Source organism: Vibrio sp. THAF64 (assembly GCF_009363455.1).
GTDB classification, from domain to species: domain Bacteria; phylum Pseudomonadota; class Gammaproteobacteria; order Enterobacterales; family Vibrionaceae; genus Vibrio; species Vibrio coralliilyticus.
This window is the reverse complement of the sequence record NZ_CP045355.1, coordinates 2,629,183-2,645,888: the sequence shown is the minus strand read 5'-3', so window position 1 is coordinate 2,645,888 and position 16,706 is coordinate 2,629,183. Positions and strand designations below refer to the sequence as shown.

General features: G+C 44.6%; 20 protein-coding genes and 1 tRNA gene. 14 read left to right on the top strand and 7 right to left on the bottom strand.

Annotated elements, in window-relative coordinates:
• Positions 1-97: 97 nt before the first annotated feature.
• Entirely contained in the window at positions 98-874 is a 777-nt protein-coding gene (locus tag FIU99_RS12320; protein WP_006957406.1) for a trans-aconitate 2-methyltransferase, read from the top strand.
• 78 nt (positions 875-952) lie between these two features.
• Here FIU99_RS12320 and FIU99_RS12315 read toward each other — a convergent pair whose 3' ends face one another.
• From FIU99_RS12315 to FIU99_RS12300, 4 genes are all read right to left on the bottom strand, one after another.
• A complete protein-coding gene (locus tag FIU99_RS12315; RefSeq protein ID WP_006957407.1) occupies positions 953-1,774 on the bottom strand; it encodes a VUT family protein in 822 nt (273 codons plus the stop codon).
• The gene (locus FIU99_RS12310; protein ID WP_006957408.1) at positions 1,743-2,294 is read right to left on the bottom strand and encodes a helix-turn-helix domain-containing protein; all 552 of its coding nucleotides are present in this window, start codon (positions 2,292-2,294) and stop codon (positions 1,743-1,745) included. The genes FIU99_RS12315 and FIU99_RS12310 overlap by 32 nt, the downstream gene beginning before the upstream one ends.
• A gap of 476 nt (positions 2,295-2,770) precedes the next feature.
• Positions 2,771-2,847: transfer RNA gene (locus FIU99_RS12305), tRNA-Arg, on the bottom strand.
• Between the two features lie 52 nt (positions 2,848-2,899).
• On the bottom strand, positions 2,900-4,033 hold the full coding sequence (locus FIU99_RS12300; protein WP_039951160.1) for a flagellar assembly protein FlgT: 1,134 nt from the start codon (positions 4,031-4,033) through the stop codon (positions 2,900-2,902).
• 164 nt (positions 4,034-4,197) lie between these two features.
• Here FIU99_RS12300 and FIU99_RS12295 point away from each other — a divergent pair, with 164 nt between their 5' ends.
• Positions 4,198-4,833 carry a FlgO family outer membrane protein gene (locus FIU99_RS12295; protein WP_019274762.1) on the top strand — a complete coding sequence of 212 codons (636 nt, stop codon included), beginning with the start codon at positions 4,198-4,200 and terminating at the stop codon, positions 4,831-4,833.
• Between the two features lie 9 nt (positions 4,834-4,842).
• Positions 4,843-5,274 (top strand): flagellar assembly lipoprotein FlgP, encoded by a 432-nt coding sequence (gene flgP, locus FIU99_RS12290; RefSeq protein ID WP_006957411.1) that lies wholly within the window; start codon positions 4,843-4,845, stop codon positions 5,272-5,274.
• 65 nt (positions 5,275-5,339) lie between these two features.
• Here the strand turns inward: flgP and FIU99_RS12285 are convergent, their stop codons facing one another.
• From FIU99_RS12285 to flgA, 3 genes are all read right to left on the bottom strand, one after another.
• Positions 5,340-5,765, bottom strand: a complete 426-nt coding sequence (locus tag FIU99_RS12285; protein ID WP_006957412.1) for a flagella synthesis protein FlgN — start codon at positions 5,763-5,765, stop codon at positions 5,340-5,342.
• 12 nt (positions 5,766-5,777) lie between these two features.
• Positions 5,778-6,092 carry a flagellar biosynthesis anti-sigma factor FlgM gene (gene flgM / locus FIU99_RS12280; protein WP_006957413.1) on the bottom strand — a complete coding sequence of 105 codons (315 nt, stop codon included), beginning with the start codon at positions 6,090-6,092 and terminating at the stop codon, positions 5,778-5,780.
• An 82-nt stretch (positions 6,093-6,174) separates the two neighbouring features.
• Positions 6,175-6,921 (bottom strand): flagellar basal body P-ring formation chaperone FlgA, encoded by a 747-nt coding sequence (gene flgA, locus FIU99_RS12275; protein ID WP_006957414.1) that lies wholly within the window; start codon positions 6,919-6,921, stop codon positions 6,175-6,177.
• Between the two features lie 81 nt (positions 6,922-7,002).
• Between flgA and FIU99_RS12270 the strand changes: the two genes are divergently transcribed.
• From FIU99_RS12270 to flgJ, 11 genes are all read left to right on the top strand, one after another.
• The gene (locus FIU99_RS12270; protein WP_152472295.1) at positions 7,003-7,929 is read left to right on the top strand and encodes a chemotaxis protein CheV; all 927 of its coding nucleotides are present in this window, start codon (positions 7,003-7,005) and stop codon (positions 7,927-7,929) included.
• Between the two features lie 10 nt (positions 7,930-7,939).
• Positions 7,940-8,767, top strand: coding sequence for a protein-glutamate O-methyltransferase (locus tag FIU99_RS12265; protein WP_006957416.1), 828 nt, complete (start codon positions 7,940-7,942; stop codon positions 8,765-8,767).
• Between the two features lie 220 nt (positions 8,768-8,987).
• Entirely contained in the window at positions 8,988-9,386 is a 399-nt protein-coding gene (gene flgB, locus FIU99_RS12260) for a flagellar basal body rod protein FlgB (protein WP_006957417.1), read from the top strand.
• Positions 9,387-9,803, top strand: a complete 417-nt coding sequence (gene flgC, locus FIU99_RS12255; RefSeq protein ID WP_006957418.1) for a flagellar basal body rod protein FlgC — start codon at positions 9,387-9,389, stop codon at positions 9,801-9,803.
• A gap of 16 nt (positions 9,804-9,819) precedes the next feature.
• Positions 9,820-10,533, top strand: a complete 714-nt coding sequence (gene flgD / locus FIU99_RS12250; protein ID WP_019274764.1) for a flagellar hook assembly protein FlgD — start codon at positions 9,820-9,822, stop codon at positions 10,531-10,533.
• A 28-nt stretch (positions 10,534-10,561) separates the two neighbouring features.
• A complete protein-coding gene (flgE, locus tag FIU99_RS12245) occupies positions 10,562-11,866 on the top strand; it encodes a flagellar hook protein FlgE (protein WP_006957420.1) in 1,305 nt (434 codons plus the stop codon).
• A gap of 215 nt (positions 11,867-12,081) precedes the next feature.
• A complete protein-coding gene (locus FIU99_RS12240) occupies positions 12,082-12,831 on the top strand; it encodes a flagellar basal body rod protein FlgF (protein ID WP_006957421.1) in 750 nt (249 codons plus the stop codon).
• Positions 12,832-12,852: 21 nt separating this feature from the next.
• Positions 12,853-13,641, top strand: coding sequence for a flagellar basal-body rod protein FlgG (gene flgG / locus FIU99_RS12235; protein ID WP_006957422.1), 789 nt, complete (start codon positions 12,853-12,855; stop codon positions 13,639-13,641).
• Between the two features lie 24 nt (positions 13,642-13,665).
• Positions 13,666-14,445 (top strand): flagellar basal body L-ring protein FlgH, encoded by a 780-nt coding sequence (gene flgH, locus FIU99_RS12230; RefSeq protein ID WP_006957423.1) that lies wholly within the window; start codon positions 13,666-13,668, stop codon positions 14,443-14,445.
• Positions 14,446-14,496: 51 nt separating this feature from the next.
• Entirely contained in the window at positions 14,497-15,588 is a 1,092-nt protein-coding gene (locus FIU99_RS12225) for a flagellar basal body P-ring protein FlgI (RefSeq protein ID WP_006957424.1), read from the top strand.
• 11 nt (positions 15,589-15,599) lie between these two features.
• Positions 15,600-16,514 carry a flagellar assembly peptidoglycan hydrolase FlgJ gene (flgJ, locus tag FIU99_RS12220; RefSeq protein WP_006957425.1) on the top strand — a complete coding sequence of 305 codons (915 nt, stop codon included), beginning with the start codon at positions 15,600-15,602 and terminating at the stop codon, positions 16,512-16,514.
• The last annotated feature ends 192 nt before the right edge of the window (positions 16,515-16,706 follow it).

The following is a 16,706-nucleotide window of genomic DNA, read 5'->3' as shown; positions in this document are numbered from 1 at the left end:
AATGCCAGATAAGAAGCGTGGTATTTGACGTGTATCTTACAGTTACTCAGTGGCTTTTGAATTATCATCTTGCGCCTGAAACAGAGATGAGTGCGTTATGAATTACAACAAAGAATACCATCGCAATGGAATCGTACAGTTTGATGCCGCTAAAGAGTTGATTCGACTTTTACCCACTAAGGTTGGGCGTTTGCTTGATGTCGGATGTGGCTCAGGTAAAGTCGCTCACTTGATACACGATCACTCATCACCTCAAACCATGGTGGCGATAGATGTGTCGTCGGAAATGCTCGAACAGGCACTACACCTTTACCCTGACAGCCCGATTGACTTCGTGCATGCAGACATTGTTGATTATGCCTCTGAGGAAGGGTTTGATGTCATCACATCGAATTCCTCTTTTCAGTGGTATCAAGACTATGATGCCGCATTGTCGGCAATTAGAACGGCCCTGAAACCAGATGGTATGTTTGTGCTTCAGACTCCTTATAAACAAGACTGGTGTCCACAGGTCTCAAACCTAATGAGTGAGTTTTTTCGAGACTTTTACCCTCAACTTGGGCGAGACTTTCGCATGGTCTGTATGCACTTAGAGCATGAGAGGGAATACCGTGAAATGTTTGAGTCGAGAGGTTTTAGTGTGATTTCAATGATGCCAAAAGAGTTTGAATATTCTTTTAGTGGGGAGGAATTCAGACAGTTCTTCATGTCAGGGGCATATAAAGTGTATACCTCGGAGAAAAGCTACTCTCTACCGATACCGCCAGCGTTTGCTGCTGATCTAGAAAATTTTATCGATAAGACGGTACGCAGTCAGCAATGTATCGAGGTGAGTATTTCTAGGATATTGGCTTGCTTTGGTCGTGATGACTAGATCAGATAGCATAGGTAAGTCATGAACAATAAAAAGCTCGGACAACAGTCCGAGCTTTTTGGTTTTGAAGAAGGCTAATTAAGCATAGTTGGAGTTTTCATCTAACTCAGAAGAGTCATTTTGTTTCTTTGCTTTTAGAATGTTGTAAGTAAACACTAAAGCATAAAGTACAGGAATTAGTGCCACAGCATAGCCGACTTTAAATAAATAATTATCAGCAATCTTTTGTAATAGTGTTAATGATGTTGATGAATTAAAGAATAATCCGATCCAAATAACAGTATATAATGCTTGGCCAATAGTACTTGAAATAATAGAACGTGCCCAAATTGGCGCTTTATGCAACTTCATACTGAGTTTTCTGAAAATAAAGTTGTTAGCTTGGTCAGCAGCAAGAATACACAGGCTATTAATCAGGTATAAATATATAAGTGGCTCGAATACCTCTTTATAAGGAGATTTAATATCAAAGGTAAAAAAGGTAACCGCGATTAATCCAGAGGCGAGTGCACACATTCCTGCGCCAAAATAGGTTGTCGATTTAGCATACTCGTATCTAAGTGTTGCGTTGATCGTATCGAGGACTAGGAAGGTTAATGGGAATATTAAAATACCAGCAGGCTGCCAGGTGCCGAATATTTCAACACTATGCGGCGACATAGGAATCGCAACTAAGAGAGAGGCGAGATAAAGCGCGGTAAGGAACCCATACCATTTAATATCAAATTTGGTAATAGGATCCATCGCGTGGATCAAATCTCGATGCTCTTTTTTGAAAAATACAACCAGTCCTTTGTTGATAAGCCCTCTAGCTGGTGAGCTTAAAACATAGTCATTGTCTTCGTTTGTGTAATATATTAAGCCATTTTCAACCTTCAACAAGTTTAAGCTTCTTGTCATTGATATGTTCCTTACTTATTTTTGTTATAACCTTGCCAATTGGAATATAGTCTTTTTCAGGTTCATGAGGATACCAAGCTAAGTTGATAAAATTGTCAACTCTAAACAGCTCTATAATATCTTCACCGTTCTGAAATAAATAATTTCCAGCACCAAGCTTCTTAGTGCTGACTATATTTATAGATTCATCATTGTAAATGAGTTTGTGGAACTTGGATATTGGCATACCAGTTTCAAAAAAACCAATCTTTTGAAGCTTTGAGTTAACAATTCCTTCGACATCATAATCACGTTCGTAGGTACCAGTGCGCTCAACACCGGTCATCAGCCATTCGTAGGATACATTAAGTGTCTTCGCTATTTGGGTCATGTTCTTATGTGGGTTTTTAATTTTGTTATTAAGAAGCTTGCTCATATAGCCTCTTTCAATACCCACTTTCCTAGATAGCTCAGCTGCAGAAACGCCTTTAACAAAAAGAATTTCTTTTAACCGCCCGCCAATAGTGGTGACATCTTTCAATATGCTTCTCCGAGTCGTTTTTTATGAACTGTTACACAGTATGAGATTATTTTTTGTTGAAAAAAGTTTCACGTTTGACAACAAATTGATGCATATATTACACTTTTTTCCATCGAGAAGCTCAAGTGTCAGTGAGCACTTCTTGTAGGACAATGCTTAGATTGAGATCTAAGCACTCATTTCTCATGGCTAAACTGGTTTTAGGTATGGGTTATGTGCTCTGACGATTGTTCGAACTTGCCACTTTAGCCAGGTGGCATTATTGGAATCCGCCTAATGAACACCTTGGTATGGAACCAATGTTAATTATCCTTGTTTCAACACTCTTCTTGTTGGACCTCTTCCTTGATTGGGAAGAGGTTTTTTATTGCTTTACAGAGAAGTTGTCGTAATGGATGGAATAGACAGGCGAGAGATAAAATTATAGATACAAAAAAGCCAGACCTACTTACGTTAGATCTGGCTTGTATATGATGTGGCGCTCCCGACAGGATTCGAACCTGTGACCTATCCCTTAGGAGGGGATCGCGCTATCCAGCTGTGCCACGGGAGCTTGGGTTCATCATACTGAATTAAAACAGGATGTTAAACCTTAACTCACTGATTTAAAGCATCTTGTGCATAACATCGCCAATTTGAATGCTGCCTGCAAGCTCAGGCTGATCAACGGTAAGCTCCGCTTCGTTTTCATACACTCGAGACACGGTGAGAGTAATGTCTGATTCTGTCACCTTATTACGCGGCAAACCACGTTGATCGATAAAGGAACCTGTGTGCCAAAGTTTGAGTTTATCGCCTTGCTGAACGCCGTGGATACGGCCTAAATCCATGGTAAGGACATTGTTCCACTTTGAAATGATCTCTGGGAGTGTGATCTTACATGACACTTCTGACTCCAGATCTAACATGATGTTACGGCTGACACGGAGCATCATGTCACCGTATGTTGACGCCCAGAAGCGGGCACTTTTCGTATCCACTTGGCTGGTTTTGGGGAATGGCCAACGCGCAACTTCACGATAATTGCGGTTATAAACTTCATTACCTGTTTTTCCATCAAATACGGTCATCTCTAGTGCAAACTGACGGTTGATGATGTCATCTCTTAACAGCTTCTGTTCAATAGTGGCAGTTAAGTCGGTGATGACGCCACCAATGATATATTGAGCGCCGGTGTCTTGCGCGATCATTTTGAGGCGTTCAGGGTAACGTTGGCTGATCTCATAGTCTGTGGTGCCAACAGAGACAAAGTTGGCTGATTGCTGGTCAAGTTGGCGATTAATTACCATAGCAAAATCGTCCCCCACACTATAAATCTGGCCCATTACTGCTTGTTGAGGTGACTCTACATCGATATTGCCGACCAAAAACGTTTTCTTGTACTGGCTGACATGGCAACCCGTTGCCGATGGGTAGATATCAATACGCGCTTTGACAAACATGACGCCACTGCGGACTTTCTGCTCATCGACCAAGATATAGCGAACTTCGGTATTGCTGAATTGGTACTCTTTACGCTCACTTTCGAGTAGCGGCCTCAAGTTGGAAATGCTGCCGATATCGGCGCCAGAAAAGCTGACGGCTTTATAAATAGCATCTTCCAATGCATGAATACGAGCGACTTCTTCAGAGGAAACCACAGTGGCGGTTCCGGTCACTTCATACCATCCGGCAGACGCTATACTCGCGTACAGCGAGGCGTAAATGGTTGAAATCAGGACAAGAAGCGATTTTTTCATATTCATCTTCCAAGTTGGTTCATTTTTTGCTTGTTCTATCTTAGCTGATTTAGGCATTGCCGTTCTGAATGGTTGCAGATTTAGAAAAGCAAAGACTGTTCCACTTTTTATGAGAGATAGGAAATGGAACCAATCAGTGCCTAATATGTATCGGAGATTAGAGAATGAAAAGATGGCTAACGCTAGTGCCAGTGGTGTTTCTCACCGCTTGTGCCTATGCCCCAATATACAACGGTAAAGAACCGTACCCAGGCTCCCAGTTTATGCTGATGGAGAGTCCGCGTCATACTCTTGACTTCTTTATTGAGAGTATGACTGAAGATCTGATGATCTCGAACACCAGTGTGTCTGCGCGGACACCAATTGCCGTCACCTCTTTTGTTGATCTACAAAATATGGACGCGACGAACTGGTTGGGTAATTCGGTATCAGAAGGGTTCATTCACCAATTCCAACGCCGTGGCTTTAAAGTGGTTGATTACAAAACGACGGGATCTATCCAAGTGACGCAGCAAGGAGACTTCGCCTTCAGTCGTGACTGGAAAGATTTATCTCAGGAGCAAGATATCCAATATGTCCTGACAGGGACCATGCTTCGTCAAGAAGGCGGTGTTTTGGTTAACGCTCGTGTCGTCGGTATGCAGTCACGTGTGGTCGTTGCCACTGCTCAAGGTTTCTTACCTGCGGATCGAATTGGCCGTGACCTAGACACACTTAACAGTATCCGAACTGAAGATGGCGTTTTGATTCGCTCAGACCCTACAATAAGACAACCTTACACGGTTATTCTGCGTCCATAGGGAGTTGAGATGAAGAAGTTATTTTTACTGGCGGTTGCGTTGATTATGGTTGGCTGCCAACCTTTGCAGAATATGCGCCCAGATGATTGGTTAACAGCGGTTGGCTATGCCAATATCAGTGAGCAGAAAGGCCGCACAGATGAAGAGCGTCAGGTGCGAGCGATGCGCGCCTCTAAGATTGATGCCTATCGAGAACTGGCTGAGCAAGTATATGGTATGCGAGTGAGCGGACGTGCAGATTTACAGGATCAACGTTTAGGGACTGAACTAACCTCAGGTGCTGTAGATGGTGTCATTCGTGGTGCTGAAGTGGTGCGCAGTTACAAAGTGGGCGACAGTTACGTTACTGAATTGCGTTTGGACATCAAGAAGATGAACAAGCTCCGTGATTATGGTGAAGTGCAGGTCGTTCCGGAAAAACGCCAACAAACTCTTTTCTAAATTTCTCTCTAAATCTTCGATCAAAAAAAGCGGCAATCATTGCCGCTTTTTTGTTTTCAGGTTGGTTAGGCTTTGATATTAGTGCCTAAGGTAGTGACATTCTTGGTTTGACCCTCTGCTGTGTATGTCATACCCAGTTTGCCCTGAGTTTGTTGCATTAGGTTATTCAGCTTATTGAAGCTTAATTGTGCGCGTTGCAAAGCTTCACCGTTTACTGCATTCGCTTGTTGGCAATCATGGACGATAGAACGAATTTGATCGACTAGAGGGCTCAACTCTGGATCATTGGTCAAAGTCGCCACATCGGGATGCTGGCTAATACGTTGGTCAGTCTGTTGAAGCTGGTTAATTAAAGTGAGTTTTTCTTTGGCAAGCTGTTCGATTTCTTTAGCGACCCTGCTAGCGATCGCAGCTTTCTCTTTCTCTAACAGCAATGAAAGATCTGTTGCGCTTTTGAGTTGGAACTCAACTAAACTGCTTAGGGCTGCCATGACAGAAACTCGTTACTCGAAACCACCAAGTTCTTTCTCGAACTTGATCATATTATCAGCCAGCTTTTGCGGGTCAACGCTGTAAGAGCCATTTGCAATAGCTTCTTTGATAGCGGCAACTTTTGCTTGGTCAAAGCTTGGCTGGCTAGCAAGTTGGGTATGCATTTCACCGACTGCCTTACCTTGTTTACTTAAGGATACAGAGTCTTGTGCAACTTCTGACTTCTTTGCTGAATCAGTTGCAGAAGGGCTATTTTCATTACGCGCTGTGCTTCTTGTCGACGTTGTTACCGTCTGCCCAGAGCGTATGTTATCAATGCCTGCCATATGTGTGAGCCTTTCGTGTTTAGAATCTTATGTTGTCAATATCGACTAGAGTAGGGATTACTTTAGGCTTTTTTTAAATTGATCAGAAAATAACCGTCACTTCCGAGATCCCTGTGACTCTCCCTTCAATTATACGGTTGGATTTTGTATTTTTCACTCTTATCTGTTCACCATGTGACCCATCTGTGAGGGCTGTGCCCTTAGTTGTGATGGTCATACCAGACTTTACGGCTTTGATTGTGACCGTTTCATTGCGGCAAACTACGCATATATCATTGCTTTCAATAACTTCGCCAGCACGCAGGTTTTTCTTTGTTTTTGCGCCAATTACGGCATCAATGTTGGAAAAGCCTTGCCGCCTGAAGCGTTGCAAGTCTACCATATTAATAGTGACATCTTGTCGTGAGATAATCTGGCCTCGGCTAAGCGGCCCAACGAGCGTAACTTGAGGGCCAGAGCGCGTCAGTCTGACAGGAACATATAATTTCCAGTTATCTTCGCTACACTCTACTAACACAGTGATGTTACTGGCGTTGGGGTTGGTAGAGGAGGAAGAGGCGTCTAAATTGCTTGGGCAATCGGTGGCAAAGACACGGCTATCAATATTTGCCGCTCTTGCCTCTAACGTACCGCCTGTAGGCCATTCGATGGTCGATAAGACGTACTCTTCTGCTGCTTGTTGAATACTGATAATTTGCTCAGGCGTGGCTGATGTTGCTGAAAAACTAAAGAAAAAGCATAAAAAGACGATAGACTTATAAAAGTTTTTATAGAAAGCTCTACAATTAGTTATGGAAAATGAGCATAAGTGTGATTTTGAGTATGTCATTCTATTTCTCTAATAGTTTTACATGGCCGTTAGTAGACTACCATTTTTTTTAGCATGAAAGTTTGAGATGGAGATGAGCTTATGTCGGGTATTCTTGATTCGGTGAATCAGCGTACGCAACTCGTCGGTCAAAACCGATTGGAACTCCTAACGTTTCGTCTGATGGGGCGACAACGTTATGGAATTAACGTATTTAAAGTAAAAGAGGTACTTCAGTGCCCTAAGCTTACTTCAATGCCAAACTTGCACCACCTAGTCAAAGGGGTGGCTCATATCCGTGGCCACACTGTTTCAGTTATTGATTTAAGTTTAGCTGTTGGCGGCCGTCCGACTACTGACGTTGAAAAAGCTTTTGTTGTGATCGCTGAATTTAACCGTACGATTCAGGCTTTCCTTGTAACGTCCGTAGAGCGTATCATCAACATGCATTGGGAAGCGATCCTGCCACCACCTGAAGGTGCTGGTAAATCCAACTATTTGACTGCTGTCACCAACATTGATAATGAGCTCGTCGAAATTCTTGATGTAGAAAAGATCCTTGCAGAAATCGCGCCAGTGGATGAAACAATGGACGCTTCAATCGGTGAGGAGATAGCCCAGGTTGAATCAGAGAAAGAGATAGTTCGCCGTATTTTGATAGCTGACGATTCAACGGTAGCGCGTAAGCAGGTTGAACGTGCAATTACATCACTGGGTTTTGAAGCGATTGCTGTTATTGATGGTAAGCAAGCTTATGAGAAGCTGGTAGAAATGACAGCAGAAGGTAGTATCTATGACCAGATTTCTTTGGTTATCTCAGATATCGAGATGCCTGAAATGGATGGCTATACCTTAACAGCAGAAATAAGGCGTAACCCTGATCTTAAAGATCTTTATGTTATTCTCCATTCATCACTCAGTGGTGTATTTAACCAAGCGATGGTCGAACGTGTGGGAGCCAACTCCTTTATTGCGAAATTCAACCCTGATGAACTTGGTAATGCAGTGAAGACTGCGCTTACTGAATAAAGAGAAGTAAATGACAGCGATAACTATAAGCGATCAAGAGTATCGTGATTTCAGCCGTTTCTTAGAATCTCAATGTGGCATCGTACTAGGTGACAGTAAACAGTACTTAGTGAGGAGCCGGTTAAGCCCTCTTGTGACAAAGTTTAAGCTCAGCTCTTTGTCCGATCTGCTACGAGATGTTGTCACTGGCCGTAACCGAGAGTTACGTGTTGCCGCTGTTGATGCTATGACAACCAACGAAACACTGTGGTTTCGTGATACTTACCCGTTTGAAGTCCTTGCTAATAAATTATTGCCGGAAGCGGCGGCAAACAAACGACCAATAAAAATTTGGTCAGCGGCAAGTTCTTCTGGTCAGGAGCCGTATTCTATGGCAATGACCATTCTCGAAACCCAACAGCGTAAACCAGGAATGTTGCCGAGCGTATCTGTAACGGCAACGGATATTTCCGCAAGTATGTTGGATATGTGCCGTGCAGGTGTTTACGATAATCTTGCCTTAGGGCGTGGTTTGTCTCCTGAACGTCGTCGCAATTTCTTTGAAGATGCTGGCGATGGCCGGATGAAAGTTAAAGACAATGTTAAGCGTCTAGTTAATTTCCGCCCTCAAAATCTAATGGACAGCTACGCTTTGCTCGGCAAGTTTGACATCATTTTCTGTCGTAACGTATTGATTTATTTCTCTCCGGACATGAAATCACAGGTTTTAAATCAGATGGCTAACAGTTTAAACCCTGGTGGATACCTACTACTTGGGGCGTCTGAGTCTTTAACTGGGCTAACTGACCGTTTCGAGATGGTCCGATGTAACCCAGGTATTATTTATAAACTTAAATAAGCCGAATCCATTTAACTCAAGCCCAGCTACTCGCTGGGCTTTTTCGTATTTGGATTATTTCTCTATACTTACAATGACATTCCATTGCTCCACAATTTCACATTTTGGCGTGGTAATTGCTGATGAGCTTATAACAAAGAAATTACGATTCAATTAAAGTTGGTACGCTAATTGCTTTGTTATTCAGTAGTAACGGTCAGTTCTTTATGTAGAGGTTAACATGGCTATATCTTTCGACAATGCATTAGGTATCCACCAATACACGGTGGGCGTACGTGAGCGCAATGCTGAGGTGATTTCCACCAACATTGCTCAAGCGAACACTCCTGGCTACAAATCGAAAGGCATGGACTTCCAAAAGGCATTGCAGGCGGCAACATCGGGGGCAAGCATTGGGCTTAGTCGTACCGACAGTCGGCATATTCCTGCCTCTACGCAAGTGACAGGGGAAGTGCTTTATCGACTTCCGACTCAACCTGACACCGGTGATGGCAACACGGTGGATGTAGATTTAGAGCGTAACTTGTTTATGCAAAATCAAATCAGACACCAGGCATCACTTGACTTCTTAGGAAGTAAATTCAAGAACTTAACTAAAGCATTAAAGGGGAGTAACTAGATGAGCTTGTTTAACGTTTTCAATGTAACTGGTTCTGCCATGAGCGCTGAATCTGTTCGTCTAAATACCACCTCAAGCAACTTGGCAAATGCCGACAGTGTCTCTAGCTCTGCGAAAGATACTTATAAAGCTCGCCATGCTGTGTTTGGTGCTGAGTTAAGTAAGGCTAAGTACGGTCGAGACCATACGGTGCCGGTACAAGTGTTAGGGATAGTTGAAAGTGATAAACCGCTTGATGCGGAGTACAACCCAGAGCACCCACTCGCAAATGACGATGGCTATATCTACAAGCCAAACGTTAATGTGATGGAAGAAATGGCTAATATGATTTCTGCTTCTCGTTCATACCAAACGAATGTTCAAGTAGCAGATGCAAGCAAACAAATGCTGCTGCGTACGCTGCAGATGGGTCAATAAGGATAGGAGGTAACATATGGCCGGGGGCATTAATAATAATGTTGGTCAGAGTGGCTTGTCCTATGTTGACCAGCTTAAACAACTTCAGGACAAGAATAAGCCTGATGAAACAACAGGTAAGCAGGATCTTAAACAAGAAGACTTCTTATCGTTGCTCACCAAGCAGCTTGCCCAGCAAGACCCGTTTAAGCCGGTTAGCAATGACCAGATGATTGCTCAGATGGCGTCGTTTGCGACGGTAGATGGCATCGGCAAAATGAACAATCAGTTTGAAACACTGAATGCGTCGATGACTTCTAACCAAGCACTTCAGGCATCATCACTTGTTGGTCGAGACGTATTAGTCCCGGGTGCAGCAGGGGTGAAGGCTGATGATGGCTCCATGGCTGCTATGGTCAAACTACCTCAATCTGTTGATAACCTGATGGTGCGAGTAGAAGATCAAATGGGGCAGCTGATCCGTACCTTCGATGTCGGTTCTAAACCTGCAGGTGACAACCGCGTTGAGTGGGATGGTAAAGATCAAAACGGTAATCCATTGCCGGCTGGCAAATACAATGTGAAAGCATCAGGTTTGTTGGACGGGCAGGCGAAAGATTTTGAAGTTTCGACTTACGCTAACGTAAATAGCGTATTGCTTGGTAAAGGTGATGGTAACGTACTACTCAATCTGGCTGGCTTTGAGTCGCCAGTTCGACTTGCTGAAGTACTAGAAGTTGGCAAAGCGTAATCACGCTGGCTAGATAGGAGATTTTGGAATGTCTTATGTTGCATTAAGCGGCTTGTCCGCAGCTCAGTTAGATCTGAACACAACCAGTAACAACATTGCGAACGCGAACACATATGGCTTTAAAGAGTCCCGTGCCGAGTTTGGTGATGTTTACTCTAATTCACTGTTCACCCATGCTAAGACCACGCCTGGTCAGGGTGTACAAGCCGCTAAGGTTGCACAGCAATTCCATGAAGGTTCAAGTATTTATACCAATAACCCAATGGATTTGCGTGTCTCTGGTACTGGCTTCTTTGCTGTTGCTAAAGATCGTCTGGCACCAACGACCAACGAGTTGACACGTAATGGCGCGTTTCACCTGAACAAAGATAACTACATGACAACAGCGAATGATGAGTTCCTGTTAGGTTATCAGGTCAACAAAGACACGGGCGATGTACTGTCTTACGAGCCTTCACCAATTAATATCCCGAAAGAGTTTGGTAAACCTAAGCAGACTTCGAATATTGATGTAGGCGTTAACTTGCCTGCTGGTGGGGAGTTGAAAGACCCTGCATTGTTTGATTTTTCTGATCCGGAAACCTACAACCGTTCAACGTCTTCGACTATCTATGACTCCATGGGTCAGTCGTACAAGTTGACGACTTACTACTTGAAAGATCAGAACCAAGCCAATACTTGGCAAACGTATTACACCGTTACTGATAGCGCTGGTGAGAAGCCAATCAACATAGTTGGTGGTGATGCAACGGCGCCTACGGGTCATGTTGGTCACACTATGCGATTCAATAATGATGGTACGTTAGCAAGCCTGAACAACGGTCAGAATATTGTTTCTGAGCCACTTGGTACAGGTGCAACCCCAGTAGAGCTAAATGGTGCGGATGTCAACCAAGCGCTATCATTCGGCCTGCAGGATGCGACACAGTTTGCCGCTCCATTTGAATTAACCAAGTTTGATGAAGATGGTGCAACGACTGGCTTCCTGACCAAAGTTGATTTCGATGAGAACGGTAGCGTGCTTGGCACTTATTCGAATGGTGAGAACATTATCTTAGGTCGAGTTGCATTAGTCCGAGTGCCTAATGAGCAAGGTCTGGATAAGAAAGGTGGTACTCAGTGGGATTCAACTCAGTTCTCTGGCAACAAGATTTGGGGCGAATCAAACAAGGGCTCCTTTGGTACGATTTCGAGTGGTGTGCTTGAGCAAGCCAACATCGATATGACACAGGAGCTGGTGGATCTTATCTCTGCTCAACGTAACTTCCAAGCGAACTCACGTTCTCTGGAAGTGCACAACCAAACTCAACAGAACATCCTGCAGATTCGTTAATCACGGTTCTGAGAGTTTAAAGACATTCCGCAATCATCTGAATAGCAGGCTAGTGGCAACAACCAGCTTGCTATTATTGCCACCTATGGCAATTCTTTTCATCTATTACTCTTCATGATACAAAATCACTAGTTAACTTGTTGATAATTAACGGTATATAAAACTGGCACACCATTTGCTTTAATTGATCTGAATTGTGATTATTGGAGCAAATTATGGATCGTGCACTGTTTCTCGCTATGAGTGGCGCAAAGCAGAATATGCAGGCTATGCAGCTTAGAGCGAACAACCTAGCAAACGTCAGTACCACGGGTTTCCGTGCTGATTTGGCGCAAGCCCGTTCTATGCAAGCATACGGTGATGGCATGCCAAGCCGCGTATTCAGCATGACAGAGCGTCCGGGCCATAATTTCCAGCAGGGTAGTGTGATTACTACTGGGCGGGACTTAGACGTCACCATTCAAGATCAAGGTTGGATCTCTGTTCTTGATAACACAGGCAAAGAAGGCCTTACTCGCAACGGCAACATGAAAGTTGATGTCAATGGCATGCTTACCACGGGGAATGGCAACTTAGTCTTAGGAGAGACTGGGGCGCCAATTACGATACCTATCCCAATCAGCAAAATTGAAGTTGGCACTGACGGTACGATTTCTGTAGTCCCTCAGGGCGCGCCAGCCGATGCGATAGAAATCGTCGATCGAATCAAGCTCACTAGCACTAATAATCAATCACTATACAAAGATGTTAACGGGTTATTCCGTTCCAAAGATCCTAATGCCGCATACGAGATGGATGCCGGCGTCAAACTGCTGACCGGTGCGCTGGAGGGCAGTAACGTCAATGCAATTGGCGAAATGACCAATCTGATTGACCTTCAGCGTCAGTTCGAGATGCAGGTCAAGATGATGAGCACGGCAGAAGAAATGGACAAAGCGTCTGACTCTTTGCTTCGTATGAGCTAACCAGATTATTAGGAGAGAGATATGCATCCTGCATTATGGGTAAGTAAAACGGGTTTGGATGCCCAACAAACCAATATTTCTACGATTTCAAATAACCTGGCGAACGCGTCAACGGTTGGTTATAAAAAGAGCCGTGCGGTATTTGAAGATCTGTTTTATCAGAACATTAATCAGCCGGGTGGTCAGTCTTCACAAAACACCGAGTTACCAAGTGGTTTGATGTTGGGTGCGGGTTCTAAAGTGGTCGCAACTCAAAAGGTTCACACTCAAGGTAATACTCAAACGACCAATAACAGTCTTGACATGATGATTGAAGGTGATGGCTTCTTCCAGATCCTAATGCCAGACGGCAACATTGGTTACAGCCGCAACGGCCAATTTACTGTTAACGATGAAGGTGTCGTGGTGACTTCAGGTGCTGGTTATCCACTAGAGCCAGAAATCGCCATCCCTGAAGATGCAATCAGCATTACGATTGGTACGGACGGTGAAGTGTCAGTGCGTGTTCGTGGCCAACAAGATAATCAGGTCGTAGGGCAAATTGCGACCGTGGATTTTGTTAACCCAGGTGGCCTTGAGCCAATCGGGCAAAACTTGTACTTACCAACTGGTGCTAGTGGCGATCCTCAAGAAGGTGTTCCTGGCTTTGATGGGTTTGGTGACATTCGTCAATCCATGTTGGAAACCTCTAACGTGAATGTGACGGAAGAGCTAGTCAACATGATCGAAGCGCAGCGTGTATACGAAATGAATTCTAAAGTCATCTCTGCCGTCGACAAGATGATGAGCTTCGTTAACCAGCAACTATAAGCCTGGAATATTGAGGAATTGCTAATGAATCGCTTACTGACCATTTTGGCTATTGCCCTGTTATCGGGCTGTTCGATGCTTGAAGCGCCAATTGAAACATCCGATGTTGTTCAGGGTACGACTACGGTAGATGCTGTTGAAGGGGATAAGTCTCAAGACGAAAGTTCAGGCATCGTTGATACGCTTCGCGGCAGAACCGATCCGGTTGCAGGTGATCCCGCTTGGGCGCCAATTCACCCCAAGCATCAGCCAGAGCACTATGCGGCAGAGACAGGGTCTCTATTCAATACGGTTCAAGCAAGCAGTCTTTACGATGATTCCAAGCCGCGTGGTGTAGGTGACATCATCACCGTAACTTTGGATGAAAATACTAAGGCAGCCAAAAGCTCGGATGCGGATCTGTCGAAAAACAACGACGCATCAATGGACCCGCTTGAAGTTGGTGGTCAACAGCTTAACATTGGCGATTACAACTTCTCATACAATTTAAGTAACGATAACAAATTCAGTGGTAGCGCAGCGGCCAACCAGAGTAACAGCATTTCTGGCTCGATTACTGTTGAAGTGGTTGAAGTACTGGCCAATGGCAATCTTGTGATTCGAGGTGAGAAATGGTTAACGCTCAATACGGGGGATGAGTATATCCGCTTAAGCGGCACGATCCGTCCAGATGATATCTCTTATGAGAATACAATTGCGTCAAACCGCATATCAAACGCAAGAATTCGCTACTCAGGCACAGGTACTCAACAAGATATGCAAGAGCCGGGATTCTTGGCACGATTCTTTAATGTGGCTTTATAAAGCCATCTGAAGTCGAAGTTTTGGCACAGAGTATTTAAGAAAGGTATCCCGATGAAGAAGCTGATTCTGTTATTGACGAGTTTGATCATTGCATCCACACCGGCTTATGCCGCACGTATCAAAGATGTGTCACAGGTGGCAGGTGTACGAAGCAACCAATTGGTCGGCTACGGCTTGGTCACGGGTTTACCGGGTACAGGTGAATCAACACCTTTTACCGATCAAAGCTTTAACGCTATGCTCGAAAATTTCGGTATTCAGCTTCCACCTGGTACCAAGCCGAAATCTAAGAATGTTGCGGCTGTGATTGTTACGGCTGACTTAGCGGCTTTTTCTAAGCAAGGCCAAACTATCGACGTCACAGTCTCCTCTATCGGCTCAGCAAAAAGCTTACGTGGTGGCACCTTAATGCAGACCATGTTGAAAGGTCTTGATGGGCAAATTTATGCCGTTGCACAAGGCAACTTAGTCGTGAGTGGATTTAGTGCTACTGGCGCGGATGGATCTAAAATCGTTGGTAACAACCCAACAGCGGGTATGATTTCTAATGGTGCGATTGTCGAGCGTGAAATCCCGTCACCATTTGGTCGTGGCGACTACATTACCTTTAATCTACTTGAGTCTGATTTTACAACAGCGCAGCGTATGGCTGATGCAGTGAATAATTTCCTTGGCCCACAAATGGCTCAAGCGATTGATGCTACTTCTGTCAAAGTCCGTGCTCCACGTGATATCTCTCAACGCGTTTCTTTCCTCTCTGCCATCGAGAACCTTGAGTTTAATCCGGCCGAGGGTTCAGCGAAAATTATTGTTAACTCTCGCACCGGAACGATTGTGGTTGGTAAACATGTGCGCCTTAAACCAGCTGCGATTACCCATGGCGGCATGACGGTCGCAATCAAGGAAAACCTTAATGTAAGCCAACCAAATGCATTTGGTGGTGGTGAAACGGTGGTGACACCCGATACGGATATCGAAGTTACTGAAGAACAGGGCAAGATGTTCAAATTCGAACCTGGCTTGACCTTAGATGATTTGGTCCGCGCCGTAAACGAGGTTGGTGCAGCACCGTCAGATCTTATGGCTATCCTCCAAGCGCTCAAACAGGCGGGTGCGATTGAAGGTCAGTTGATCGTAATCTAAGGAGAAGCGTTATGATTAACAATGGAAAAGACATCGGTTTCATCCACGACATCGCTAATCTCGACAAATTACGTCAGAAAGCGGTGGATGGGGATGAAAACAGTGAAAGAGAAGCACTGACTGCGGCAGCCAAGCAGTTCGAATCCATCTTTACTTCCATGCTGTTTAAATCGATGCGTGATGCTAACTCAACGTTTGAATCAGGGTTGATGGACAGCCAAAATCAGCAGTTTTATCGCCAGATGATGGATGAACAAATGGCGAGTGAACTTAGCTCCTCAGGCTCTCTTGGACTGGCTGATATGATCGTAGCTCAGCTTACTTCTGGGTCAGTGGAAAACCCTAATGCTGCCAGTCGCGAAGCCGACTTCGAAGCTTTGATGAACAAAATTGATAATGTCCGCCAGTCTCGCCGAGAGAATGCAGAGCTTGCTCCTGTTACTGCGGCTGCTTCAACACCCACTTCATTCGAGTCTCCAGAGTCTTTCGTGACATCCATGAAGCCGTATGCTGAAAAAGCAGCACGAGCATTGGGTGTGGACTCTTCATTGCTATTGGCTCAGGCCGCGTTGGAAACGGGGTGGGGGCAAAAAGTGGTCAGTAATAGCCGTGGTAGCAGCAACAACTTGTTTAACATCAAAGCTGATAAGAGCTGGGTTGGAGATAAGGTTGCGACGCAGACCCTAGAATATCATCAAGGTGTGCCGGTAAAAGAAAAAGCGGCATTCCGCTCGTACTCTAACTTTGAAGAAAGCTTTAATGATTATGTGCGTTTCTTGAATGATAACCCTCGCTACACCATGGCACTTCGCCACCAAGGCAACAGCGAGCAGTTTATTCATGGTATTCATCAGGCAGGCTATGCGACAGACCCGCAGTATGCTAGCAAGGTACTGAGAGTTAAAGCGCAAATCGATCAGATGTAAGCAGACTCACCTTCGGGTGAGTTTGTTTTTTAAGCACAGGTGCTTTACAGAGAGTGCTGACTACAATTTTGTTTTGTCGCAAAAATATTGACAGGAATAGCTTTCAGAAAAGCAAAATAATCCCGCATCCCGCATCCCGCATCCCGCATCCCGCATCCCGCATCCCGCATCCCGCATCCCGCATCCCGCATT

What these genes read in the sequence shown, in the direction of transcription:
- FIU99_RS12285 (WP_006957412.1), bottom strand. Translation starts at nt 5,765, where the DNA reads ATGGCAGCCCTAAGCAGTTTAGTTGAGTTCCAACTCAAAAGCGCAACA.
- flgG (WP_006957422.1), top strand. Translation starts at nt 12,853, where the DNA reads ATGCATCCTGCATTATGGGTAAGTAAAACGGGTTTGGATGCCCAACAA.
- FIU99_RS12240 (WP_006957421.1), top strand. Translation starts at nt 12,082, where the DNA reads ATGGATCGTGCACTGTTTCTCGCTATGAGTGGCGCAAAGCAGAATATG.
- FIU99_RS12315 (WP_006957407.1), bottom strand. Translation starts at nt 1,774, where the DNA reads ATGACAAGAAGCTTAAACTTGTTGAAGGTTGAAAATGGCTTAATATAT.
- flgH (WP_006957423.1), top strand. Translation starts at nt 13,666, where the DNA reads ATGAATCGCTTACTGACCATTTTGGCTATTGCCCTGTTATCGGGCTGT.
- FIU99_RS12265 (WP_006957416.1), top strand. Translation starts at nt 7,940, where the DNA reads ATGACAGCGATAACTATAAGCGATCAAGAGTATCGTGATTTCAGCCGT.
- FIU99_RS12270 (WP_152472295.1), top strand. Translation starts at nt 7,003, where the DNA reads ATGTCGGGTATTCTTGATTCGGTGAATCAGCGTACGCAACTCGTCGGT.
- flgP (WP_006957411.1), top strand. Translation starts at nt 4,843, where the DNA reads ATGAAGAAGTTATTTTTACTGGCGGTTGCGTTGATTATGGTTGGCTGC.
- flgA (WP_006957414.1), bottom strand. Translation starts at nt 6,921, where the DNA reads ATGACATACTCAAAATCACACTTATGCTCATTTTCCATAACTAATTGT.
- flgD (WP_019274764.1), top strand. Translation starts at nt 9,820, where the DNA reads ATGGCCGGGGGCATTAATAATAATGTTGGTCAGAGTGGCTTGTCCTAT.
- flgJ (WP_006957425.1), top strand. Translation starts at nt 15,600, where the DNA reads ATGATTAACAATGGAAAAGACATCGGTTTCATCCACGACATCGCTAAT.
- flgM (WP_006957413.1), bottom strand. Translation starts at nt 6,092, where the DNA reads ATGGCAGGCATTGATAACATACGCTCTGGGCAGACGGTAACAACGTCG.
- FIU99_RS12320 (WP_006957406.1), top strand. Translation starts at nt 98, where the DNA reads ATGAATTACAACAAAGAATACCATCGCAATGGAATCGTACAGTTTGAT.
- flgC (WP_006957418.1), top strand. Translation starts at nt 9,387, where the DNA reads ATGAGCTTGTTTAACGTTTTCAATGTAACTGGTTCTGCCATGAGCGCT.
- FIU99_RS12295 (WP_019274762.1), top strand. Translation starts at nt 4,198, where the DNA reads ATGAAAAGATGGCTAACGCTAGTGCCAGTGGTGTTTCTCACCGCTTGT.
- flgB (WP_006957417.1), top strand. Translation starts at nt 8,988, where the DNA reads ATGGCTATATCTTTCGACAATGCATTAGGTATCCACCAATACACGGTG.
- flgE (WP_006957420.1), top strand. Translation starts at nt 10,562, where the DNA reads ATGTCTTATGTTGCATTAAGCGGCTTGTCCGCAGCTCAGTTAGATCTG.
- FIU99_RS12300 (WP_039951160.1), bottom strand. Translation starts at nt 4,033, where the DNA reads ATGAAAAAATCGCTTCTTGTCCTGATTTCAACCATTTACGCCTCGCTG.
- FIU99_RS12225 (WP_006957424.1), top strand. Translation starts at nt 14,497, where the DNA reads ATGAAGAAGCTGATTCTGTTATTGACGAGTTTGATCATTGCATCCACA.